25 protein-coding genes are annotated in these 22,689 nt (G+C 70.1%); 14 read left to right on the top strand and 11 right to left on the bottom strand.

All coding sequences use genetic code 11. The features are described from left to right. A complete protein-coding gene (locus tag ABJF88_08315) occupies positions 1 to 2,262 on the top strand; it encodes a pyridoxal-dependent decarboxylase (GenBank protein ID MEP0546921.1) in 2,262 nt (753 codons plus the stop codon). Positions 2,263 to 2,272: 10 nt separating this feature from the next. Then, a complete protein-coding gene (locus tag ABJF88_08310; GenBank protein ID MEP0546920.1) occupies positions 2,273 to 2,812 on the top strand; it encodes a DUF488 domain-containing protein in 540 nt (179 codons plus the stop codon). Positions 2,813 to 2,822: 10 nt separating this feature from the next. On the opposite strand, the gene ABJF88_08305 is transcribed toward ABJF88_08310, so the two are convergent. The 6 genes from ABJF88_08305 to ABJF88_08280 form a co-directional block, all read right to left on the bottom strand. Further along, positions 2,823 to 4,814, bottom strand: coding sequence for a VWA domain-containing protein (locus tag ABJF88_08305; protein ID MEP0546919.1), 1,992 nt, complete (start codon positions 4,812 to 4,814; stop codon positions 2,823 to 2,825). A 39-nt stretch (positions 4,815 to 4,853) separates the two neighbouring features. After that, entirely contained in the window at positions 4,854 to 5,693 is an 840-nt protein-coding gene (locus tag ABJF88_08300) for a CbbQ/NirQ/NorQ/GpvN family protein (GenBank protein MEP0546918.1), read from the bottom strand. Then, positions 5,690 to 7,066: a cbb3-type cytochrome c oxidase subunit I gene (locus ABJF88_08295; protein ID MEP0546917.1), complete on the bottom strand. Its 1,377-nt coding sequence runs from the start codon at positions 7,064 to 7,066 to the stop codon at positions 5,690 to 5,692. The genes ABJF88_08300 and ABJF88_08295 overlap by 4 nt, the downstream gene beginning before the upstream one ends. A 33-nt stretch (positions 7,067 to 7,099) precedes the next feature. Further along, on the bottom strand, positions 7,100 to 7,927 hold the full coding sequence (locus ABJF88_08290; GenBank protein ID MEP0546916.1) for a c-type cytochrome: 828 nt from the start codon (positions 7,925 to 7,927) through the stop codon (positions 7,100 to 7,102). A 62-nt stretch (positions 7,928 to 7,989) separates the two neighbouring features. Then, positions 7,990 to 8,154, bottom strand: a complete 165-nt coding sequence (locus ABJF88_08285) for a hypothetical protein (protein ID MEP0546915.1) — start codon at positions 8,152 to 8,154, stop codon at positions 7,990 to 7,992. A 154-nt stretch (positions 8,155 to 8,308) separates the two neighbouring features. After that, positions 8,309 to 8,758 carry an Rrf2 family transcriptional regulator gene (locus ABJF88_08280; protein MEP0546914.1) on the bottom strand — a complete coding sequence of 150 codons (450 nt, stop codon included), beginning with the start codon at positions 8,756 to 8,758 and terminating at the stop codon, positions 8,309 to 8,311. Between the two features lie 373 nt (positions 8,759 to 9,131). Between ABJF88_08280 and ABJF88_08275 the strand changes: the two genes are divergently transcribed. The 12 genes from ABJF88_08275 (at position 9,132) to ABJF88_08220 (ending at position 18,301) form a co-directional block, all read left to right on the top strand. Further along, entirely contained in the window at positions 9,132 to 9,710 is a 579-nt protein-coding gene (locus ABJF88_08275; protein MEP0546913.1) for a hypothetical protein, read from the top strand. After that, positions 9,707 to 10,150: a plastocyanin/azurin family copper-binding protein gene (locus ABJF88_08270; GenBank protein ID MEP0546912.1), complete on the top strand. Its 444-nt coding sequence runs from the start codon at positions 9,707 to 9,709 to the stop codon at positions 10,148 to 10,150. Before ABJF88_08275 ends, ABJF88_08270 begins: the two co-directional genes overlap by 4 nt. 121 nt (positions 10,151 to 10,271) lie before the next feature. Next, a complete protein-coding gene (locus tag ABJF88_08265; GenBank protein ID MEP0546911.1) occupies positions 10,272 to 10,622 on the top strand; it encodes a cupin domain-containing protein in 351 nt (116 codons plus the stop codon). Further along, positions 10,619 to 11,092, top strand: a complete 474-nt coding sequence (locus ABJF88_08260) for a hypothetical protein (GenBank protein MEP0546910.1) — start codon at positions 10,619 to 10,621, stop codon at positions 11,090 to 11,092. Before ABJF88_08265 ends, ABJF88_08260 begins: the two co-directional genes overlap by 4 nt. Next, entirely contained in the window at positions 11,089 to 11,283 is a 195-nt protein-coding gene (locus ABJF88_08255; protein ID MEP0546909.1) for a hypothetical protein, read from the top strand. The genes ABJF88_08260 and ABJF88_08255 overlap by 4 nt, the downstream gene beginning before the upstream one ends. Then, positions 11,280 to 11,525, top strand: coding sequence for a hypothetical protein (locus tag ABJF88_08250; protein ID MEP0546908.1), 246 nt, complete (start codon positions 11,280 to 11,282; stop codon positions 11,523 to 11,525). The genes ABJF88_08255 and ABJF88_08250 overlap by 4 nt, the downstream gene beginning before the upstream one ends. Before the next feature lie 17 nt (positions 11,526 to 11,542). Continuing rightward, positions 11,543 to 13,048 carry a cbb3-type cytochrome c oxidase subunit I gene (locus ABJF88_08245; protein MEP0546907.1) on the top strand — a complete coding sequence of 502 codons (1,506 nt, stop codon included), beginning with the start codon at positions 11,543 to 11,545 and terminating at the stop codon, positions 13,046 to 13,048. A 22-nt stretch (positions 13,049 to 13,070) separates the two neighbouring features. Beyond that, positions 13,071 to 13,682, top strand: a complete 612-nt coding sequence (locus ABJF88_08240) for a cbb3-type cytochrome c oxidase subunit II (GenBank protein ID MEP0546906.1) — start codon at positions 13,071 to 13,073, stop codon at positions 13,680 to 13,682. Between the two features lie 5 nt (positions 13,683 to 13,687). Continuing rightward, complete coding sequence (locus ABJF88_08235; GenBank protein ID MEP0546905.1) at positions 13,688 to 14,407, top strand: cytochrome c; 720 nt, start codon at positions 13,688 to 13,690, stop codon at positions 14,405 to 14,407. Between the two features lie 9 nt (positions 14,408 to 14,416). After that, on the top strand, positions 14,417 to 16,669 hold the full coding sequence (locus ABJF88_08230; GenBank protein ID MEP0546904.1) for a cation-translocating P-type ATPase: 2,253 nt from the start codon (positions 14,417 to 14,419) through the stop codon (positions 16,667 to 16,669). 44 nt (positions 16,670 to 16,713) lie between these two features. Then, a complete protein-coding gene (locus tag ABJF88_08225; GenBank protein MEP0546903.1) occupies positions 16,714 to 17,610 on the top strand; it encodes a Rieske 2Fe-2S domain-containing protein in 897 nt (298 codons plus the stop codon). Between the two features lie 4 nt (positions 17,611 to 17,614). Further along, entirely contained in the window at positions 17,615 to 18,301 is a 687-nt protein-coding gene (locus tag ABJF88_08220) for a sulfite exporter TauE/SafE family protein (protein ID MEP0546902.1), read from the top strand. Between the two features lie 194 nt (positions 18,302 to 18,495). Here the strand turns inward: ABJF88_08220 and ABJF88_08215 are convergent, their stop codons facing one another. The 5 genes from ABJF88_08215 to ABJF88_08195 form a co-directional block, all read right to left on the bottom strand. After that, on the bottom strand, positions 18,496 to 19,749 hold the full coding sequence (locus ABJF88_08215; GenBank protein ID MEP0546901.1) for an MgtC/SapB family protein: 1,254 nt from the start codon (positions 19,747 to 19,749) through the stop codon (positions 18,496 to 18,498). A 73-nt stretch (positions 19,750 to 19,822) separates the two neighbouring features. Further along, positions 19,823 to 21,178 carry an ATP-binding protein gene (locus ABJF88_08210; GenBank protein MEP0546900.1) on the bottom strand — a complete coding sequence of 452 codons (1,356 nt, stop codon included), beginning with the start codon at positions 21,176 to 21,178 and terminating at the stop codon, positions 19,823 to 19,825. A gap of 97 nt (positions 21,179 to 21,275) precedes the next feature. Next, positions 21,276 to 21,980, bottom strand: a complete 705-nt coding sequence (locus ABJF88_08205; protein ID MEP0546899.1) for a response regulator transcription factor — start codon at positions 21,978 to 21,980, stop codon at positions 21,276 to 21,278. 40 nt (positions 21,981 to 22,020) lie between these two features. Further along, the gene (locus ABJF88_08200) at positions 22,021 to 22,443 is read right to left on the bottom strand and encodes a hypothetical protein (GenBank protein ID MEP0546898.1); all 423 of its coding nucleotides are present in this window, start codon (positions 22,441 to 22,443) and stop codon (positions 22,021 to 22,023) included. A gap of 80 nt (positions 22,444 to 22,523) precedes the next feature. Next, positions 22,524 to 22,689 (bottom strand): ferritin-like domain-containing protein (locus tag ABJF88_08195; protein MEP0546897.1); only part of this gene is annotated, 166 nt, incomplete at its 5' end.

Genomic DNA, 22,689 nt, shown 5'->3' with positions numbered 1-22,689 from the left:
ATGCACGATGCCGTCTTCCTCGGCCCGAAAGCCGAGAACGCCGACCTCCTCGAACGCCTCCTCACCGAGGTCCTCCGCGACCACGTGTTCTGGCGGCGGAACTACCACCCGGCCGACCCCCGCCTCATCACCGAGGAGACGAAACGTTCGGCGACCTACGAGCGCGCCGAGGCCCGCCTCCGCGACGAGCTCTTCCAGATCCTCGCCGAGCTCAAGCGCGGTGCCCCGCTGTTCTCCCCGCGCCAGGTCGGCCACATGGTCAGCGATCCGACGCTGCCCGCGCTCGTGGGCTACTTCGCCGGGCTGCTCTACAACCAGAACAATGTCGTGGCCGAGGCCGCGCCAGAGACGGTACGGAAGGAGGGGGCCTACGTAGCCGCCCTCGCGCGGATGGTCGGCTACCCGCCCCTCCTGACGGAGCGGCTATCAGCCGAGGATCTGCGGGTGCGCACGCCCTACGCGTGGGGCCACCTCGCCAGCGGCGGCACCGTCGCCAACATCGAAGCGATGTGGCTGGCGCGGAACGTCCGGCTCTACCCGCTCGCCGTGCGCCTCCTCGCCGCGAGCGATGCCGCCTTCGGCGGGTATGCAGAGTGGGAGGTGGAAACGGCCGGTGGCGGCACCCGGCCGCTGGGGGAACTGAAGACGTTCGAGCTGATGAACCTCCCGCTCCCGGCCGTCATCGCACTCCACGCCCGCATCCACACCGCACTTCGCGCAGACGGGGCAGAGGCCACGGCGACTTTTAAGGCCGCGCTGCCGAGCGTCCGCAAGGCGGGCCTCAGCGGGCTCCTCTTCCGCTACAACGCCTGCTTCCCGGCGGACCCGCTCCGCCCCCCCGTAGTGCTCGCCTCCCACGCCGCGCACTACGGATGGGCGAAGGGGCTGGACATCGTCGGGCTCGGTGCCGACGCGCTCCGCACGCTCGATGTGGACCAGCACCTCCGCCTCGACATGGATGCACTCGCCGAGGCCGTCCGCGACGCCGCTGCCCACGAGGAGGCCGTGCTCATGACCGTGAGCATCTGCGGCACGACCGAGGAGGGGGCCGTCGACCCGCTCCACCGCGTCGAAGCGCTCCGCGCCGACCTCGCCGCCGAGGGCCTCTCGTTCTGGCACCACGCCGACGCCGCCTTCGGCGGCTACCTCACCACGATGCTACCCCGCGACGACGACGGCCGCGCCCTTCCGTACGACTCCGACGGCCCGGCCGGGCTGCTATCCGAGGACGTCTACCGCGCCGTCGCCGCGCTCGCTGACGTGGACTCCATCACGATCGACCCGCACAAGTGGGGCTACGTGCCCTACGGAGCCGGGGCGCTCCTGTGCCGCGACTACCGCGTGCGCGATGCCGTGGCCTATGCCGCGCCGTACATCCCGACGGACGAGGCGGACGGGTTCGGCGGCTTCCTCGGGCGGTGGACGCTGGAGGGCTCGCGGCCCGGTGCCTCGGCCGTGAGCGCCTACCTCTCGCAGGCCGTCGTCCCGCTCGGCCCCGAGGGCCACGGCGCGCTCGTCCGTGACTGCGTGGCGGCGAGCCGCGCGCTCGTGGCCGCCCTCGACGAACGCTTCGCAGACGGGCCGCTCGCGCTCCGCCCCCTCGCCGAGCCCGACAGCGTGGGCTTCTGCTTCGCGCTCGTCCCCCGGCGCGGGGTTCGCTCGCTGGCCGCGCTCAACGCGTTCACGCGCCGCCTCTGGGAGCGCGTGAACGTGGACGGGCGCGAGGACGTCGGGGCCTACGCCTTCATCCTCTCCAAGACCGAGCTGCCCGTCGGGCGCTACCGTCACGTCCTCGGCCGGATGCTGCCGGGGCTGGCGGAGGACGAGCCGGACGAGGCGACGGTGATGCTCCTCCGATCGTTCGTGCTCAACCCGTTCGTGGCGGCGTGGAACGAGCGCGAGCCCGCCTTCGCCGAGCGCTTCGCCGAGACGCTCCACGCCATCGCTGCCGAGGTCTATCCCGCGCACGCGCTCGGCCAACTCGCTGAGGGATGGGGCCGACGGCTCCGCGTGGCCGTCGTCGAGGACGACCTGGCTGCGCCGGATGCCCTCGCGCACCGCCTCCAGCACACGCCCGCCTACGCGGCCTACCTCGACGTGCATGCCGTCGTCCCCGGCGATGCCTACGATGATGCCGACGCCGTAGTCTGGGCCGCCTCAAGGGACAGCATCCCGGACGGAGCCGTGGTGTGGGACGGCGGCAGACTCCACGACCTCACGGGGCACCTCGTCGCTGCGCTCGATGATGTCATAGCAGCCTGAACCTCGCCCCATGCCTGAGCCTCGCCCGAAGCAGATATGGACCGTCGGCCACTCCAATCGGGAGCCGGAAGACTTTCTACACCTGCTCGTCGGGGCCGGTGTCGAGCAGATTGCCGACGTCCGGCGGTTCCCCGGCTCGCGCCGCCAGCCGCACTTCGGGGAAGACGCGCTGCGGGCATCGCTGGCCGGCCGGACCATCGCCTATGCTCACTTCCCCGCCCTCGGTGGACGACGTGGCACTCCGGCCGAGGACTCGCCCAACACCGGCTGGCGCGTGGCCTCGTTCGGGGCCTACGCCGACTACATGGCGACGGAGGCGTTCCGGGAGGGACTGGAGCGGCTGGAAGGATTCGCCACCGAGCGACGTACGGCGATGATGTGCTCCGAGGCCGTCCCCTGGCGCTGCCATCGCCGCCTCGTAGCCGACGCCCTGCTCGTGCGCGGCTGGGAAGCTCTCGACATCATCGCGCCGGGCCGCGCGCAACCCCACACGCTGACCGACTTCGCCTGCGTCCACGACGGCGCGCTGACCTATCCCGACGAATCGTAGGCCGGCCCGTTCAGGCCCGCACGAGACGGCGGAGTACGTCCACGAGGACCGTCGGGAGGTGCTCCGGGTGGTGGAGCGCGGCGTAGCCGCCGGCCCCGAAGATGCGCGGCATGTAGGCCGGCGCCCCGCGGTCCACCGTCACGCAGAACGGGTGGAGCCCCTGAAGCCGCGCCTCGACGACGGCCTGGCGCGCGTCCTCGACGCCGTAGCGGCCCTCGTAGCGGTCCACGTCGTTGGGCTTGCCGTCGGAAAGGACGAGGAGGAGGCGGTGGCGGGCGGGCTTCGTCATGAGCCGGGCCGTCGCGTGGCGGAGCGCCGCCCCCATCCGCGTGTACCGATCCGGTTCGAGCGCAGCGATACGCCGCCGCACGACCGCGCCGGTCCGCTCGTCGAACCCCTTGAGCGGGAGGATAGATACGGACTCCGGCCCCTCACCCGAGAAGGCGAGGATGGTGTACGGATCGCCGAGCGCGTCGAGGGCGTCGCAGACGACGAGGAGCGCCTCCTTCTCGACGTCCACGACGCGGAGGTTCTCCGTCACCCAGCTATCGGTCGAGCCGCTCACGTCCACGAGCAGCGCAATGGCGACATCGCGGCGGGCCGGGCGGACGGCCTCGTAGAGTCGGTCGTCGGCCGGGCAGCCGGCGCGGCGGTCGGCACAGGCGGCTACGTAGGCAGCGAGGTCCACCTCCGGCCCGTCGCGCTGGCGGCCGAGGCGCTGGCGGCGCGGGCGTAGCCGCTCGAAGCGGCGGCGGACCTCGTGCAGGAGTGCCGCCCGGCGGGCGAGCACGCCCTCGGCCCACGCCGGATCGCCGAGGGGCGGCATCCGCTCGTGGACGACGGCCCCGTACTCGTGGTAGGTGCCGGCGCGGTAGTCCCACTCGGGATAAATGAGGCCCTGCTGCGGACCGCCGCGCAACACCTGGGCCGCGCCCGTCGGCGGCGGGTCGTCGCTGGCGAGGACCTCGCGGGGGGAGCCGGGCGCTTCGACGAGCCGCGCCTCGGGCAACTCCGAGAGCGAGTCGGCGAGGTCGTCGGGGTCCGCCTCGTCGTCGCGGTCGGTCGGGCGCTGGAGGCCCATCGGGTCCTCGACGTGCTCCTGCGGGTCGTCGAGCTGGATCATCCAGAGACCGACGCTCTCGTCGTCCTCGTCCTCGGGAGCCTGGCGGATCTGGGGGCGGCGGGTCATCCGGCTGATGCGGGGACGGGCGGGGAAGGCATCGGGGTCGTCGCCCGGTGTGACGTTCCGGCCCGACCCGGCGGGCGGCGGCGGCACGACGCCGCCCCAGAGCGCGACGGCGGGCAGCCCACGGTAGGTCCCGCCGAGCGCGCGGATGCGAACCGCCGTTTCTCTCGCCCATCTAAGCGATGTCTCCGGGGAAGGGGAAACCGGGCCGCCTGTCGGGTCGGCGGCGAGGACGGCCTGCACCTCGGCCTCGACGGCGGCGTCTTGTGGGGTGAGGAGCTTCGGGAGAGGCCGGGAGGAGAGCGCGGAGGTGCGGGCGGCGCAGAGCGGGGGGATCAACCCCGGCAGATCGGTAGCGAGGCGATGGTCTACGGCGGCGGCCTCGCGCGCGAGGTAGAGGTCGCGCACGAGTGGATCAGCGGGAAGGTGGTGCGGCGTCCCCCGCACAGCGCGGGCGGCGGACTCGGCGGCGAGGAGGCGGTAGGTCGTCAGCGCGTCGTCGTCCTCGTCTGGTAGCGTGCGCGGGAGGCGGAGGCGCTCGCCGTCGGTCGAGGCGAGCGTGCGGCGCTCGACGAGGTGGCGCGGGATGCGCCGCCCGAGCCGGCTGAACCACGACGGCAGCGCCGGCGGCTCGGCCACGGCCACGGTGAGCTCGTGCCCGAAGGCGGCGCGCACGAACAGCTCGAGCCGCCCGCGCACCTCGACGAGGCGGAGGGTCTCGGGTTCGGCGACCCCGGCGTGCCGTCGCCAGAGGCGCTGCGCGAAGAGCGTGGCGTGGTGCGCGCCGTCGAGGAGTACGTCTTCGGGCTCAGACATGAGGGCTCGCCATTCGTAGCTCGTCGTTCGCTGGACGTCCTACGAGCCGGCCATCGTGAGGTCCACGAGGTCGCGCATGGCGGCCACGAGGTCCGCATCGTCCGAGAGCGGGCCGACGAGACCGACGCGGCAGGCCGTCTTCGGGGCGATGCCACCGGCGACGAGGCGAGCCGTCGCCACGAGCAGCCGCGTGCTCGGGACCTCGGCGAGGCCGCGGTCGCGGAGGCGGCGGAGCTGCCCGCCGAGGGTCACGAGCTGGTGCGCCGTCGGCCGGTCCACGCCGCTCTCGTGCTGCACGATCTCGACCTCGCGCTCGGGCGGGGGGAAGTCGAACTCGAGCGCGACGAAGCGCTGGCGCGTGCTCGGCTTGAGGTCCTTCAAGACGTGCTGGTAGCCGGGGTTGTAGGAGACGACGAGCTGGAACCCCTCGGCCGCCTCGACGAGCTCGCCCGTCTTCTCGACCGGGAGCAGCCGGCGGTGGTCGGTGAGCGGGTGGATCACCACGACGGTGTCCTGCCGTGCCTCGACGACCTCGTCGAGGTAGCAGACCGCGCCGAGGCGGGCAGCGAGCGTGAGCGGGCCGTCCTGCCAGACCGTCTCGCCGCCGCGGATGAGGTAGCGGCCCGTGAGGTCGCTCGCCGAGAGGTCGTCGTGGCAGGCGACGGTCACGAGCGGACGGCCGAGCCGCCACGCCACGTACTCGACGAAGCGCGTCTTGCCGCAGCCCGTCGGGCCTTTGAGCATCACCGCGAGGCGGCGCTCGTGGCACTGCTCGAAGATCGCCACCTCGTCGCCGACGGGGAGGTAGTACGGCTCCTCGCCGGGGGGGCGGATGCCTTCGTGGGCGAGGCCGTTGAGGGGGTGCGTAGTCTCAGTCATGCTCCGACGACGGTGACCTCTTCGGGCGTCTCCGGCACCGGCGTCACGGCCAGCGGCACCGGGCGCGGGCGGGCGCGGAAGAAGTCGACGACGAACAGCCCCACGCCGACCGTGAACAGGATGCCCGTGATGGTCAGCATGAGCATGTGGACCTGGATCTTGAGCTGGGTCTCGAGGTAGCCGAGCCCCATGATCCGCTCGAGGTAGGTCTGCGAGATGCCCGCGGCGGCGAAGGCCAGCGTCATCCCGAACATCCCGGCGACCATCATCCAGAAGGCCCAGTAGCCCAACTTCTGGCTGTCCTCGACGCGGCGGTCCGTGAGCGCCGGCATCGCGAAGGTGATGATGGCGAGGTTGATCATGACGTAGGCCCCGAAGAACGCCGAGTGTCCGTGCATCGGCGTGATCATCGTGCCGTGCGTCCACTTGTTGACGGCGGGCCACGTGTGAGCCAGCCCGAGCAGTCCCGCGCCGAACGCCGTGAAGACGGCGCTGCCGATGGTCCAGTGGAGAGCGAGGCTGTTCGGGTGCGAGAGCCCCGAGCGCCGCATGGCGACGTAGGCGTAGGCCACCATCACGAAGAGCGCGAGGGGTTCGAGCGCGCTGAAGATCCCGCCGATGGGGAGCCAGTACTGCGGCACGCCCACCCAGTAGTAGTGGTGCGCCGTGCCGAGGATGCCCGCGATGAAGACGAGCCCGACGATGACGTAGAGCCACTTCTCCATCACCTCGCGATCGGCCCCGGAGAGGCGGATGAGGAGGTAGGCCAGCAGCCCGGCCTGGATCATCTCCCAGACGCCCTCGACCCACAGGTGGATCGTCCACCAGCGGTAGAAGATGCTGATGGTGTAGTTGTCGAACGAAGCGAGCGCCGGGAGGTAGAGCAGCGCCGCGAGGCCGAGGCCGGCGACGAGCACGCCCTCGGTCGTCGTCCACCGCCCGGCCTTGCGGATCGTCATGAGGATGTTGTAGAGGAACATCAGCATCACGACGACGATGGCGAGCTTGACGACGTAGGGCTGCTCGAGGAGCTTGTTGCCCGCCGTCCACCCGAAGAGGTAGCCGACGACGGCCGTGACCCCGGCGACGACCCACAGGCCGAGCTGCCAGAAGGCCAGCTTCGGACTCCAGATCTCCGTGCGCGACTCCTCAGGGACGACGAAGTAGGTGGCCCCCATGAACCCCGTCAGCACCCACACGATGAGGAGGTTGGTGTGGACGGCCTTGACGCGGTCGAACGGGAACACGTCGATGAGCGGGTCCGGGCCGAGGTACTTCACGACGGCGAGGAGGCCGAAGACCATCTGGAGCCCGAACAGGCACACCGCGACGGCGAAGTACCAGTACGAGATCGATTGGGTGCGGTAGCGCATGAGGGCGGCGGGTGAGGCGTCAGCGGGGGCGTGTCAGCGGAGGCTCATGAGGTAGGCGACGAGGTGGCCGATCTGGCTCTCGTCGAGGCGGGTACCGTAGTCCGTGGGCATGAGCGAGACGCCACCCGGACCGGTGGAGAAGTTGGCCCCCGGCACGAGGTAGGCGCTGGGGTGGAGGACGGACTCGCGGACGTAGCCTTCGGCGTCCGTCGCGTCGCCGGCGTAACCGGGGTCGGCGACCCGCTCGGCCGCGCGTGTGCCGAGGCCGGCCACGCTCGGGCCTGCCAGCGTCACGCCGGGCTGCGTCGAGTGGCAGGCCATGCAGGCAAAGGCGGGATCGCGGAACACCGCCTCGCCGAGTGCCACGGGCTCCGTCGAGGCCGGTGCCCCGGTCGTAGGGGCGACCGCCGTGTTGGAGCCGGCCAGGGCCCCGCTCGAAACCTGGATGGGCCGCGGCGGCCAGCCCTGGTTATCCACCTCGCTCACCCAGTCGAGGAACGCTATCACGTGCCGGATCTCGGTGTCGCTGAGGTCCGGGTTCGGCATCAGGCGGCGGTGGACTTCCTCGGAGTAGAACTGCGAGGGGTCGCGGAGGAAGGCAGTCAGGAAGGCCTCGCCGCGCTGCTTGGTGATCTTGGTGAGATCGGGCGCGTAGTAGGCCCCCTCGCCGAAGAGGGTGTGGCAGTTGATGCAGTTGTTGTCGTGCCAGACGTGCTTGCCCTCGACCACCTCCTCGGTGATGTTCTCGGCGTTCGTGAGTTCGCCGAACTGCCGGTGGCTGTCAATCGTCAGCCCCACGAAGATGAGGGCGAAGAGCAGCGTTCCTCCGATGAAGAACAGCCGGGTGTGGCGCTTCGTCATGGCGTTGGTGGGCTAGGGAAGCCAGAGGCTCGGAGAAGGGAGGGCGGGGACGACACCGACGGTTAGACCCCGATGTCTCCCCAGTTCTCGAGGGCGATCCAGCCTGAGTAGACGATGCTGAGGAGCATGAGCACCAGCACGACGAGGCCGAGCGCGCGGAGGGCGGTGTAGAGGAGCGAGGAAGCGGGGTCAGGGACGGCGGGGTCCGCTGGCGTCGGAGTCGTCATGGGCGTAGAGCAGAGGAGCCGGAGCGGTCGCGGTGCCAAAAAAATGATCGCGCGAGCAAAATAGGACTCGTGGACCTATGAATCCACGATGCTTCCAAAATAGTCGTTCCCCTCCGTCGGATCGGTAGACTTCTGCTGCCGGTGATTCTCGCCCTCAGCTTCCGATCACGTCGGTCTCGGAGAGCCGGAAGCCGTGGGCGCGCGTGGCCTCCGCCACGGCGTCGAGCGTCGCTGCGCTGAGCATCCGGTCGATCCGCTCGCGGGTCTGGACCCACGCTTCGTGGAGCGGGCACGGCTGGAGCTCGCCGCAGCCCGGCAGCCGGAGCACGCACGCCTCGAACAGCTCCGGCCCATCAACGGCCAGTACCACGTCCTTGAGGGTCAGCTCTGCGGCAGGTCGTGCCAGCGTCAGCCCGCCCCCGGTTCCCGGCTGCGTCGATACGATATCCGCTCTTACGAGGTCCCGCACCGTCTTGGCGAGAAAGGCGTGGGGGACCTCCAGGGTCCGGCTCACCTCCCGCACGGGCAGCGGCGCGGCCGAGGTCTGGGAGGCGAGGTAGAGTACCGCACGGATGGCGTATTCGCACCGCCGGGAAAGGAGCATGGGATCAACGCGACAACGAAAGGGACCGAGCCTGTACCGGACTCGCACCGTCAGGTTCTTCTGCACCCCGAGCGAAGCGCTCCGTGCATGGTCCAACCGACGGTGACGCCGTAGCCTCACGGACGAGTGGAGAAGCCGGTGATCCTGCGCCACGTCCGCACCGAGTCGCCCGACGACTCCTCCGCCTGAGCCAGAGCTCTGTACCGGAGGGCGGGAGGAGCGTTGCAATTAATTATAAAGGTTCCTTGCTTTATTAACTCTTGCTTCATTCTGTTTCACCTATCCTGTCCCTGCACGCTCCTCGACCATACGGACGGTGACAGCGTCATTCTCACCTCCAAAGGCTGACTTCCCACGTCCGAACTTGGATCCCATGTCTCCGCAGCGCACCCCCTCCCCGCACCAACCCTGGAGCCTCCGCCTCCTCGGTGGGCTTGCGTTCGCCTGGGCCGGGCTCGTCGTGGGCATCTCGTTCATTGAGGCCCCCGTGAAGTTCACCGCGCCCAGCCTGACCCTTGCGGTCGGACTCGACGTGGGGCGACACGTGTTCCAGGCTTTGAACCGGGCCGAGTTGATCCTGGCGCTGGCGAGCGTGGGACTGGCGTGGGCGACAAGGCCGCGCCGCAGCACGTGGGTCGCGCTGGGGATCGTGTGGGCAGCGCTGCTGCTGCAGACGGTGTGGCTGCTACCCGCCCTCGACGCACGGGCCGTGCTCATCATCGCTGGAGGAACACCCGAAGGCTCAGGCACGCCCCTGCACCTGCTCTACGGCCTGGCCGAAGGGGCGAAGGTGCTCGCCCTCCTCGCCGCCGGATGGCTCGCGCCCCGAGCTGTAGCAAGACCTCGGCCGGCCGAGGTCCGACGCGCCCCGCGCTCCATCGCCAGGTCTTTCCGAACAGTCCGGACCTCACCTATCACCCCTCACCACGAAACATCTTCACCAACATCATGAACCTACTCCGCTCCTTCTTTCTCCTCCCGCTCTTCGCTCTCGTCCTCGCCGCGTGCGGCGGCGGACCGGCCGAAGTCACCATCCAACCCGTCGACAACGAGATGAAGTACGCGCAGACCTCGTTCACCGTCGAGGCCGGGCAGGAGGTCACGATCGTCTTCGAGAACACGGCCACGAGTGAGGCCATGCACCACAACGTCGTCGTGCTCACCTCGAACGACGACGAGGTCGCGAACCGGGTCGGGCAGGCGGCGATGACCGCGGTCGACACCGACTACATCCCGAACGACCCGGCCATCCTCGCGCACACGCCGATGTCGGCACCGGGCGAGACGGTGCGGGTCTCGTTCACGGCCCCGTCGGAGCCAGGCACCTACCGCTACATCTGCACCTACCCCGGCCACTACGTGATGATGCAAGGGACGATGACCGTGACCTGATAGGCTACGTCGATGAATACATCAAAACAAAAGATGAAACCAATGCCTCCGCGAGCCCTTCCTGCTTAGGAGCCCCTTCCTGCTTAGGGGAGACGACTCCGAACGAACAGTACTTCCGATTATGGACTACACCTTCATCCCCGATCTCGCGGCCCACGTGGACGAGTTGGTCGCCCAGGCCCCGCACCCGACGGAGCACGTCCAGGGGCGCGCCGTCTTCACCGATGACCACGTGAAGGTGCTGGCGTTCCCGTTCGAGGCCGGGCAAGCCCTCGCGGAGCACACGGCCCCGCATCCCGTCGCCCTGCACTTCCTCAGTGGAGAGGCCGACGTGACGCTCGGCCCCGACGACGCCCGCGCCAGCGCCGGGACGTGGATCCACCTGCCGCCGCGCCTGCCCCACAGCATCCGCGCCCGGACCGATACGGTGATGCTGCTGTTCGTCTTCCAGACGGGAGGAGGCGCGTCGTGAGCGAGCCACGCGCCGAACGCACCCGCACGCTCCTGCAGGAGGCCGCGGCCCACCTGCGGCAGGCCGAGCGATACCTCGTCGCTACGCCACCCGACTACGCGGCAGCGCTAGCGGACATGCTGGCCATCTTCCGCACGTCGCTCCGGGCATTCCTGACGTGGACCGACTCGTCTGAGGTGGACGGGGAGGCCGACCTCCACGCCCTCGCGGTCCGCGCCGGTCACCTGGCGAGCATCCTGAAGACGCCAGCGCACCGCGCCCTGCTCCTGGCCGAGCGCGCCCCGGCCATCGAGCAGTCGATCCGTCGGAGCGACCGCCTGAGCGTGGCCGACCGCGAGGACGTGGAGACGGGGTGGTACACAGCGCGCAACCTCTACCAGACCGTGCTGGGCAACGTGCCGGCTTCGCTCCGCCCGACCGGCCGACGTTCTGCTCCCGCCCGCCCCGAGCGCGGGGAGGTGTCCGCATGAGCGACGCCCGCATCCACGTCGAGCGCGCCGCGGCCGGGTTTGTGATCGCGCTGTTCCTGGCGGCCACGCTCCTCCTCGCCGTCATCCTGTTCCGGGTGATCCGAGATGCCCAGGCCCGGACGGCCCCACCGCCGGAGCCGACGTCCCACGCCGAGCCGATTCCGCTCTCTTCTCTCTCTCCACCGGCATGACCTACACGCCGCTCCTCGTCGTCCTCGGCGTGCTCGTCCTCGGGGCGGGCGTCACGCTCACCGTACTGTTTCGGGCAGACCGCGCCGGGCTCTTCCGCCGGCTCTCGGCCGGGGCCTTCGTGCTCTTCGACGAGGCCGAGCCGCTGGGCATCCCGCAGGACCAGCTCTTCGCGCCGGGCGACGCGCCGAGCGATGCCTCGGCTGGCCGCCACCCGCTCACCCGCACGCTGCCGACCTCATGAGCACCTCCCATCCCGGTATGCCCGACGTTCGCACGGCCGACGCCCGAACCGACGCGGTCCCCGAGACCGTCGCCTCGTGGCGAAGGAGCGTGGATGCGGCGGCGCGGCGGCCCGTGCTGGCCTACGTCCTCAGCGGCGTCTTCTGGCTCCTCGTCGGGACCGTCTTCGCGCTCATCGCCTCGTTCAAGCTCCACGAGGCGGACTGGCTGGGGCAGACGGCGGCGCTCACGTTCGGGCGCGTGCGCCCGGCCCACCTCGCCACGATGATCTACGGCTGGCTCTCGATGGTGGACGTAGGGATCATGATCTGGCTGTGGGGGCGGCTGCTCAAGACCGAGGTCCGCCACCCGTGGGTGCTGCTCGCGAGCTGCGCGCTGTGGAACCTCGGCGTGCTCGTCGGGACGCTCGGGCTGCTGGCGGGGTATTCCACGGGCGTCGAGTGGATCGAGATGCCCGTCATCGCCTTCTTCTTCATCGTGCCGGCGCTGGGGCTCGTGGCGTTCGCGCTGCTCTCGTCGCTGCCGCACCGCCGCGTGCAGCACCTCTACATCTCGGTGTGGTACCTCGGCGCGTGCATGCTCTGGACGCCGATCCTCCTCATCGCCGTGCTACTACCGATCTACTCGGGCGTGCCGCACGCGACGGTGAACTGGTGGTTCGCCCACAACATCCTCGGGCTGTGGCTGACGCCCGTAGGGCTGGCGGCGGCGTACTACTTCATCCCGAAGGTGGTCGGCCGGCCGGTGTATTCCTACCACCTCTCGTACCTCGGCTTCTGGACCCTAGCCCTCTTCTACAACTGGGCCGGCGTCCACCACCTCGTCGGGGGGCCGCCGCCGCAGTGGGTGGTGACGGTGTCGATCGTGTTCAGCGCGATGATGATCATCCCGGTCCTCGTCGTCGCTGTCAACCACCACATGACGGCCTTCGCACGGATCAAGCGGGTCTTTTACAGTCCGACGCTGCGGTTCGTCGTTTTCGGAGCGATGAGCTACACCGTGGTGAGCCTCCAGGGCGCGCTGATGCCGTTCCGCTCGCTGATGGAGGTGACGCACTTCACCCACCACACCATCGCGCACTCTCACCTCGGCGTCTACGGCTTCGCCACGATGGTCGCCTTCGGGTCGCTCTACTACCTCCTCCCGCGTGTGACGGGGTGGGAGTGGCGGAGCCGAAAGCTCATTGCCGTCCACTTCTGGACGACGGGCCTGGGGATCGGGATGTACGTCGTGGGGCTCACCGCTGGCGGCATCATCCAGGGGCTGATGGTGAACGACGCTTCGATCCCGTTCATCGAGACGGTGGGCGCGACGAAGCCGTGGCTGTGGAGCCGCTCGATTGCGGGCGTTCTCATCACGGTCGGCCACCTCGTCTTCGCGTACCTCGTCTGGCAGATCGTCCGACATCGCGGCCCGACCCCGGCCGGCCCCGTTTACTTCCGCCCGCCGCCCGAGGGCCTCTTTGGGCGCGGCGACGGCGGCACGACCCCGGCCACTCCCGGCACCGACGCAAACCTGCTCTGACCGACTCCTCGGCCCTTCCGCCATGCTGACCCGTCCCGTCCTCCTCTTCCTCGGCGCGTTCGCCGCAATTGCGATGAGCTACACGGCGCTCTCGCTCGTGCCGAAGCTCCAGCTCGCCACCGTCGAGCCGACGCCCGGCACCCGCGCCTACACGAACGTCGAGTCGCTGGGGCGCGACGTCTACATCCGCGAGGGCTGCATCTACTGCCACACGCAGCAGGTGCGCGCCGAGGGCTACGGCAGCGACATCGCGCGCGGGTGGGGGCCGCGCGGCTCGCTCCCCGGCGACTACGTCTTCGACCGCCCCCACCTGCTCGGGACGATGCGGACCGGGCCGGACCTCCACGACATCGCCTCGCGCCAGCCCTCGCGCGACTGGCACCTCGCCCACCTCTACCAGCCGCGCTCGGTCAGCCCCGGCTCGGTGATGCCGCCCTACCCGTGGCTCTTCGAGGTGAAGCCGCCCGCCGCCGTGCTCGCCTCGGAGGAGCCGGTGACGATTGCGCCCGCCTACGCCCCGCCCGACGGTCAGTTCGTCGTCCCGACCGACGAGGCCGAGGCGCTCTTCGCCTACCTCATGACGCTGAAGCTGGAAGCCGCCGGGACGCCCGCCGCCGCCAGAGCCACCGAGTAGCCGCCATGCCCGACGAAAAACACGACCCGACGAGCAAGCCTCAGCCCGCGCTGGCGCCTGCCGGCGTGGCCGAGGAGACCGAACACGACGAGCCGCTCGACCAGCTCTCGCCGTATTTCCGGGAGAGCGCCCTCGCGCCGGAGGGGGGGGAGGCTCCGCCGATGTGGCTGTGGGTCGCCATCTTCGGCACGATCCTCATAGGCGTTTACTACCTCGGCAGCTACGTCGGCGACTTCAGCCCGTACCCCTGGCTCCAGCACCCGAGTGCGACGGTGCCCACCTTGGCCGCCGCGGAGTCCGTAGACGGGGCGCAGATCTACCAGTCGCGGTGCGCTGCCTGCCACCAAGCAGGTGGCGAGGGCGTGCTTGGCACGTTCCCGCCCCTCGCCGGCTCCGAAGTCGTGCAGGGCGACAAGGGCGTTCTCGTTCGGGTCGTTCTGCACGGGCTGAGCGGCCCCATTGAGGTCGAAGGCACGATGTACGACGGGGCGATGCCGGCGTGGCCGATGCTCTCGGATGAGGAGATCGCCGCCGTCACGACGCACGAGCGTTCGAGCTGGGGCAACGACGCTGGCCCGATCTCGGCCGAGGAGGTCGCCGCGATCCGCGAGGCCCTCGTGGGGCGCTCGCAGCCGTGGACGGCCGACGAACTGGCCCTGCCCGAGAACCAGGGTATTCCCCGTACTGAAGGAGCCCCTCCCGCCGACACCGTGCTCCCCGAATAGTCCCTCGTCATGAACCGCTGCGCCCACTGCGATCTCCCCGTGCCGGGAGGCGGCGTGCCCGGCGGCGACGCCGCGCCAAAGGCCGTGTACTGCTGCTATGGCTGCCGGATGGTGGCCGAGGTGCTGGGCAGCGGGGTGGGAGAGGGGCGCTCGCCCGAAGAGCAGGCGCTCCTCTACCGGCTCTTCGTCGGCACACTCTTGGCCGGGTTCACGATGGTGCTCTCTGTCGCCATCTCATCCGGATACGGGTTCGGCACCCTCCGTGCGCTCGAAAGCGACTGGGACGCGGCGCACTGGGCGATGCTGCTCGCGGCCATCCCCGCGCTCGTGCTCCTCGGCCCACCCGTGCTGCACGGCGCGCTCCGGGACCTCCGGCGCGGCCGGCTCACCCTCGAAGTCCTCTTCGCCCTCGGCACGACGAGCGCCGTCGCGGCGAGCGCCGTCTCGTTCGTGCGGGGGACGGGGCCGGTCTACCTCGAGACCGCCGCCATGCTCCTCGCGCTCTACACCCTCGGCCGCTACCTCGATGCCCGAACGCGCGGCGAGACGACGCGCGTGCTCCGCCGCCTCCTCGACGTGCCCACCGTCGCCTACGAGCGGCTCCGCCCCGACCCCGGCTCCGTCCTCCCCGACGAGCTCCGCGTCGGCGACCTCGTCCGCATCCGCGCCGGGGACGTACTCCCGGCCGACGGTGCAGTCGCACGCGGACGGGGGTTCGTGGACGAGTCGAAGCTGACGGGCGAGAGCGCGCCCGCTGCGAAAGCACCGGGAGCATCGGTCTACGCGGGCACGGCGAGCCTCGACGGGTCGCTCGTCGTCCGCGTCACCGCGACCGGCACGGAGCGGCGGCTGGCCCGCGTCGAGCGCCTGATGCGCGAGGCGCTCACCCGTCCGCCCCGGATCGTGCAGACGACGGACCGCATCCTCCGCTGGCTCATCCCCGGCGTCGTCGCGCTCGCCCTCGCCACGTTCGCGGGATGGTTCTGGGTGGCCGGGTTCGAGCGGGCGCTCTACGCCTCGCTCTCCGTCGTGCTCATCGCCTGCCCGTGTGCGCTCGGCCTCGCGATCCCGCTCGTACTCCACGTCGCACTCGGGGCCGCCGCCCGCCGGGGCCTCCTCGTCCGCTCCGGGCAGGCCCTCCTCGACCTCGGCGACGTCCGCGCCGTGGTGCTCGACAAGACCGGCACCCTCACCGGTACGACGTCAGGCCGAGTGCGCGTGATCGTGCCACCGCCGAGTGCGCTGGTTAGCGTCGCTTCCACCCCCGCCTTCGTCGGTGGCGATGGTCGAGCGACAGGATGGCCGGTCGTCGCCGGGCTCTCCCCTGAGTGGCTCTCCCCTGAGAGCGAGGCCGACGGCGACCGGCTGCTCGCCCTCGCAGCAGCGGTGGAGGGAGGCGTACAGCACCCACTCGCCGAGGCCGTCTACGCTGAGGCCCGAGTCCGTCGGTTGGTCCTGCCCGAGGTCGTCGAGGCCCACGTCCTGCCCGGCATCGGCGTACGCGGGCTGGTCTGGAGTGGGGGCATCCTGCGTGAGGTGGCCGTGGGGAACGTCGGTGTGCTGAACGGCGAGCGGGGAGATGACCTCTTCCTCGACGCTGCCCAGTTCATCGAAGCAGAAGGAAGCCGAGCGCTGTTTCTCGCTGTAGACGCACACCCGGTCGCCGTGCTGGCGGTAGCCGAGCACCCCGTGGAACACGCCGAGGCCGCCGTCCGTGCCCTGCGCGCCGAGGGGCTGCACGTCGAGATGCTCTCGGGGGACCGGGGGGCGGCTACACGTGCTCTCGCACGCCGGCTCGGCGTTCCCTCCCGCGGCGACGCCTCGCCCGAAGCCAAGCTCACCCGTGTCGAAGCGCTCCGCGCCGCGCACGGCCCCGTCGCCGCAGTCGGAGATGGGATCAACGATGCCGCCGCGCTCGCCGCCGCCGATGTCGGGATCGCCCTCGCGCGCGGGGCTGCCCTCGCCGTCGAAGCCGCCGACGTGGCGCTCTACGACCCCGACCTCCGCGGCCTGCCGTGGCTCGTCCGCCTCGCGCGTCAGACCCGGCAGACGATCCGGCACAACCTCGTGTGGACGTTCGCCTACAACGCCGTCGGGCTGGGGCTCGCCGTGGCCGGGCTGCTCCACCCGCTGGTGGCCGTCGTCGTGATGGTGCTCTCGAGCGCGTTCGTGACGTGGAATGCGCTCCGCCTCCGTGCGCGCCTCTCCGACCTTGCTCCGGGAGGAGACGCTCGGACGGGGACCGGCACCAACCCGTCGTAGTACGACACTCGGACAGACCCCTTCGTCATTTGCCCCTCGCTATCATGCCTATCACGAAGTACGCCGAAACCGCCCTCGACGCGATCCCCGGTCTGCAGGAGCGCGGTGAGGCCCTCGCCCACGACCTCCACGAGGCCATCCTCCAGGGCGGCACACCGACGCGCGCGCTGGCCGACCTCCTCCACGGGACCTGGCTCGGCCACCCGCTCCACGTCGTCCTCACCGACTTCGTCATCGGTGCGTGGGCGGCGGGGGCCGCTTTCGACGTAGCCGCCCTCGCGAGCGGGAACCGGAAGGCGCGCTGGGCCGGCGATGCGCTCGCCACGTTCGGCACCGTGGCCGCCGTACCGACGGCCCTCGCCGGACTCGCCGACTTCTCGGGCATCCCGAAGCCGGCGGCCGGGGCCGCCACACTCCACGCCGCCCTCAACGACCTCAACGTCGTGCTCTACGGCCTCTCCATTCGTGAGCGGCGGCACGGCCGCCACGGGCGTGGCGTGGCGCTCTCGCTCGGTGCCCTCGCCCTCAGCGGTGCCTCGGCCTGGCTCGGCGGCCACCTCGTCTACACCCACAAAGTCGGCACCGACCACGCGCCCTCGTTCGACGCAGACGCAGACTGGCAGGCCGTCCTCACCGAGGCCGACCTCCTTGAGCGGCAGCCCACGCGAGCGGAGTACGACGGCGAGCCGGTCCTCCTCTACCGCGACGGCGAAGCGCTCTACGCGCTCGCGGCGACGTGCGCCCACGCCGGCGGCCCCCTCGACGAGGGTGAGGTCGAGGGCTGCGAGGATGGTCGCTGCACGGTTCGCTGCCCGTGGCACGACTCCGTCTTCGACCTCCGAGACGGCTCCATCGTCCACGGCCCGAGCGTCCACCGCCAGCCCGCCTTCGAGACGCGGGTGCGCGGCGGGCAGGTCGAACTGCGACCCCGCGCCGCCTGACGCGATGGACCTCGCCGCGCTCACCGCCGCCTTCGTGTTCGGCCTCGCCGGCAGCCTCCACTGCGTGGGGATGTGCGGGCCGCTCGTGCTGCTGCTGGCGCAGGACCAGCCCTCGGCGGCACAGCTCCACCTCCGGCAGGGGCTCTACTACCTCGGCAAGACCGGGGCCTACGCTCTACTCGGAGCCGTTGCAGGCACGCTCGGGGCCGGACTCGGCAGCCTCTTCGCCGGAATGCAGGACGCGCTGAGCATCGCGCTTGGGGTCGTGCTCATCGGGATGGGGATCGGGCTGATGCGGAACACGCGGTGGCTGGAGGGCGGGGGTGCGCTCGCCCGGCTCCCCGGCTTCCGCGCCGCCCTCGCGTTCTTCGTCCGCCGCCGGAGCCCCGCTTCGACGCTCGGCCTCGGCTTCCTCAACGGGTTCCTCCCGTGCGGACTCGTCTACGCCGCGCTCGCCCTCGCCGTCGCCTCGGGCTCCGCGTTCGGTGGCGCGCTCACCATGACGGCCTTCGGCCTCGCTACGGTCCCGGCATTGTTCGCCGTCGCCACGCTCGGCTCCCTCCTCCGACCGTCCCGTCGCGCCCACCTGAACTGGGTCGCGGGTGCTGTCGCCGTCCTCGCCGGGGCCGTGACGGTCCTCCGGGCAACACCCTGGATGGAGCACGTCATGCACCTCCTCCACAGCACCTGACGATCAACCGCTCGCCGCCATGTCGTGGGATGCTCCTCAACCGCCGGTGTTGCCCTACTGGAAAGGAATGGCGATCCTCGCGCTCACCCTCCTCGCCACGGGCGGCCTGCTCTACCTGCTCCTGGCATGACCGAGTGCAATCACGACGGATGATCGCCTCGACGTGCTGGGACGCTTGATCTCTCTGGGGCTACTCAAAAGCCTGAGACCGCAAAGGCCAGCAATACCCCCGTCGTCAGCATCGTCAAAAACCCGCCGCCTAGCCAGAAAGCCAGTTCACGGTTGCCGTTGACCAGGGCTACGCCCCACTTCATCAAGGCGTTCACCGACACGGCGATCAAGATCGCGACCGACGCTGCCAGCAACGACACCGACCCGCTGTGGGACATGTCTGCTACCGACAGCGAGATGGCGCTTACGTCGGCCAGACCGGCGACCGCACTAACGAGATAGACGCCTTGCTCGCCCAACCAGATGGTCGTGAGCTTCGTAAATAGGAACACGACCACGAACAAGAGGGCGAACTTGAGGGCCGGCCAGAACGAATAGGGATTCTCAAGAAGCATCTCCGCCGGAGGGGCCTCCTCCCAGACCTTCCGGACGTGCCCCAGCGCCCAGGCCCCGACTAGGCCCACGACGAACGCGCCCATCAGCGGGATCGCCAGGAACAGGGCCAGATCCCGGTCGACGACCCAGACGAGCACCAGCAGGCGCGGGAACTGCACGGCATTCGCCATCACCCCCGTTATACCGAAGAGCCGAGAGGCCTCGGGAGCCTTACGCGCCCGCTCGGCCAGCGACATGGTCACGGCCATCGTCGAGACGAGCCCACCCACCAGCGCGTTGACCTGGAGGCCGCGTTTGCTACCCAGGATTCGAATGAGCACGTACCCCGAATAGCTGATCGTCGAGACCAGAATGACCAATAGCCAGATCTCGGTAGGGTTGAAGAACTCGTACGGACCGATGTCGCGATTCGGCAACAGGGGGAAGATGACGAAGACCACGGCGAGGAACTTCAGCGTGTCGTAGAACTCGATCTCGCTCACCTTCCCTTTGACGAACCCGTGCAGCACGTCCTTGGAGGCCAGCAGGATCGTGAGCACGATGGCCGCGCTGATTATCAAGGCCTCGTAGGTCCCGACCAGATAGCCCAACCAGAACGTCAGCAGCGCGGCGATCTCGGTCGTCAGCCCGAGGCTCTTCGCCGACTCGCGCCAGTAGCCCACGCCGATCAGCACCAGGAGCGCGCCGAAGGTCACCACCGTGAAGCTGGGGACCTCCATCAGGGCGCAGACCGCGCCCAGGAGTGCGATCGCGGGGAAGGTTCGCAGACCGGCCGACGCCTTCTGATTGGCGCTACGGCTCTTGTAGCGCTCGACCCCGATGAGGAGGCCGATGGCGAGCGCTTCGCCAAGCGCTTTAAAAAGCGTAATGTCCTCAAGCATTGCCAGGCTACCTCGATGGAAGAGCGTTCGTTTTGCCTAATTACGCCTGGTAAGCTTCAAGTACAAAAGGCGACTACCCCACCGGCAGCAGCATCTCGGCGCGCGTCCCGACGCCGGGCTCCGAGTCGATCCTGAACCGGCCGCCGTGATACGTGGCGACCTGCTCGACGAGCGGGAGCCCCAGACCGCTCCCCGGCAGGTGCTGCACGCCATCGGCCCGCCAGAACCGGGCGGTGACGTGGGGGAGGAGCTCGGGCGCGATACCGACGCCCGTGTCCTCCACGGCGAACGCGACGTGCCCATCGCGGCGCTGCACACCCACACGTACTTCGCCCGCATTAGTGTACTTCACAGCGTTGTCGAGGAGGTTCTGCGCGGCCTCGCGGAGGAGGGTCGGGTGCCCCATCACTCGGACCCCGGCCTCGGCGCTGACCGTCAGCGCCAGCCCCTTCGCTTCGGCCTGGGGGCGGACAGCGTCGGCTTCCTCGTGTGCGAGGAGGCCGAGGTCCACGAACTCATGGGGCGCTGACGGCCCCTCGCTGCGCGCGAGGGCGAGGAGCCCGCGCACCGTGCGGACCAGCCCCTCGGCCTCCGCCTGGAGCACGCGGAGCGTCTCGCGGTAGGCCTCCGTTGAGCGCTCGCGCCGGAGCGCCACCTCGACGTGGCCGAGCAGGACCGTCAGCGGGGTCTGGAGCTCGTGCGCGGCGTCGGCGGTGAAGCGGTGGACCTCGTCGAACGCCCCTTCGAGGCGCGTCAGGGCGTCGTTGAGCGCGCGGCCAAGCTCAGCCGTCTCCCGGTCGGCGTCGGGGGGGACGGGCACGCGCTGGTCCAGCCGGTCAGGCGAGAGGTTCCGCGCAGCCGTCGTCATCGCCTCCAGCGGCCGGACGACGCGCCCACCGACGGCCCACAGCAGGGCGAGGAGTCCGGCGAGCGCGACGACGTATCCCACGGCGAGCCCGAAGCCAATCCGACCGATCATCGCCCCGATGCCCGGCTCGTACCGCGCGATCTGGAGGTAGCCGAGCGGGGTTCCCTGCTGGGTCGCGAGCGGCGTCGCGAGGTAATAGAAGGACGTACCTTCGGCTTCGAACGTCCGCAGCCGCCCGACGCCGGGGTCGGCTCCGGTGACGGGCAGGCGGCGGGCGGGGAAGCTCTCGCCGAGCCGGGCGACGTTCGCCGACGAGCGAAGGGGCCGACCCTCCGCGTCGAACACCTGGATGAAGTGGGGGTCGATGTGGCGCTCGGTGAAGCGGTGGTGCGGCTCGGACCAGGGATACGCATCAAGGTCGAGCCGGTCTCCCCGAACGACGTGGGCGGTGAAGTTGTTGACCTCGGAGGCGAGGTAAGCACGGGAGCTGTAGTTCATGAACGCCCACGCTCCGAGCACCACGAGGAAGCCGAGGACGAGCAGCGCTGAGCCCAGCGCCATGCCGAGCGTGCGGGTCAGCCGAACCCGGAATGACGGGGATTTCTTAGCCAAACGCGAGAGCGCCATCGGGTGCGCGTCTTGCGCGTGGGAGGCATCGTCAACCATCTCGCGACACCTCCACGTCCTCGGCCGGGACGTACCGGTACCCGACCCCCCGCATCGTCTCGATCCGTGCGGCACACCCCGCCGCCGTCAGCTTCCGCCGCACGTAGCCGACGTACACGTCCACGAGGTTGGTGCCGCGGTCGAAGCGGTGGCCCCACACGTCGCGGTGGAGCTCGTCGCGGGTCAGCACCTGGCCTTTGCGCGCGACGAAGTAGGCCAGCAGGTCGAACTCCGTCGCCGAGAGGTCGAGCGGCTCGCCGAAGCAGGTACACTGCCGCGTGGCAGGATCGACGGCGAGCGGGCCGTCGGTGTGGGCGCGGTCGGCGGGTTCGAGCGCAGCCCGGCGCAGGAGCGCCTCGACGCGGGCGACGAGTTCGTCGAAGGCGAACGGCTTGGGGAGGTAGTCGTCGGCGCCGGCGCGGAGGCCGGCCACGCGGTCCTCGATGGCGTCGAGCGCCGTGAGCATGAGGATGGGGAGCGTGGGATCGTGCCGGCGGACGGCCTCGCACACCTCGATCCCATGCACATCCGGGAGGCGGAGGTCGAGGAGGACGAGGTCGAACGGTTCGGCGAGGGCACGGCGCTCGCCCTCACGCCCCGTAGCAGCCCACTCGACGGCGTAACCCTCCTCCTCCAGCCCTTGCCGGACAAAGGAGGCCACCTGTCGCTCGTCTTCGATGAGGAGAATACGGTGCATCGCGTGCGTGGTTTGACCTCACAATACGGACTCGGCTCTTCTAGGCCGCGCGGCCCGGCGATGCCGCCGGGAGCGAGAACGAAGCGGCGCCCAGCCAGGCCACAGCCGCCACCATTGAAACCCCGCCGAGGAGCACGAACGCAGGCGGTGCGCCGACAAGTACCTCCGCCAGGATCCCAAGCGGCATCAGCATCCCGACGAGCGCCAGCCACGACACCCCACGCGCGGCGCGCGGATCGTAAGGGAGACGGTAGAGCAGGTACCCGATCACGACGTTGAGGAGGGCGAAGAGGTTGCCGTGTACGTGGGCCAGGCGCGACTCGAAGTGCGCCCCGACGGCGTAGCTCGCGATCCACTCTGCCTTACCCGGCGCGAAGTCCCGCAGGTAGATGAGCACGAAGCCGTAGACCATGAAGGCCGCCAGGAAAAGGAAGCCCGCCGCGATGTTTCTTTTGCCGTTCATGATAGAGAGAGGCGAATGGCGGCGAAGAGGCCGGGCGGGGCTGCTGGCCCACCCGGCGCGGAGTGATGCCGACCGGAAGCTCAGGCCCCAAGGTCGCGGAGGAGCTTGTCGGTCTCCTCCTTGTGCCGCGTCTCGTCGCTGAGGATCGTGTCGAGCTCGGCCGCGAGCCCGTAGTCCCCGAACGCCTCGGCCTGCCGCCGCCGCGCGACGTAGCGGGTGATCGTCTCGGTCTCGGCCTGGAGCACC

The sequence above is a fragment of the Rhodothermales bacterium genome, assembly GCA_039944855.1.
Lineage (GTDB): Bacteria > Bacteroidota > Rhodothermia > Rhodothermales > JANQRZ01 > JBBSMX01.
The sequence above is the reverse complement of the archived record's forward strand: the minus strand, read 5'-3'. Positions and strand labels throughout refer to the sequence as shown.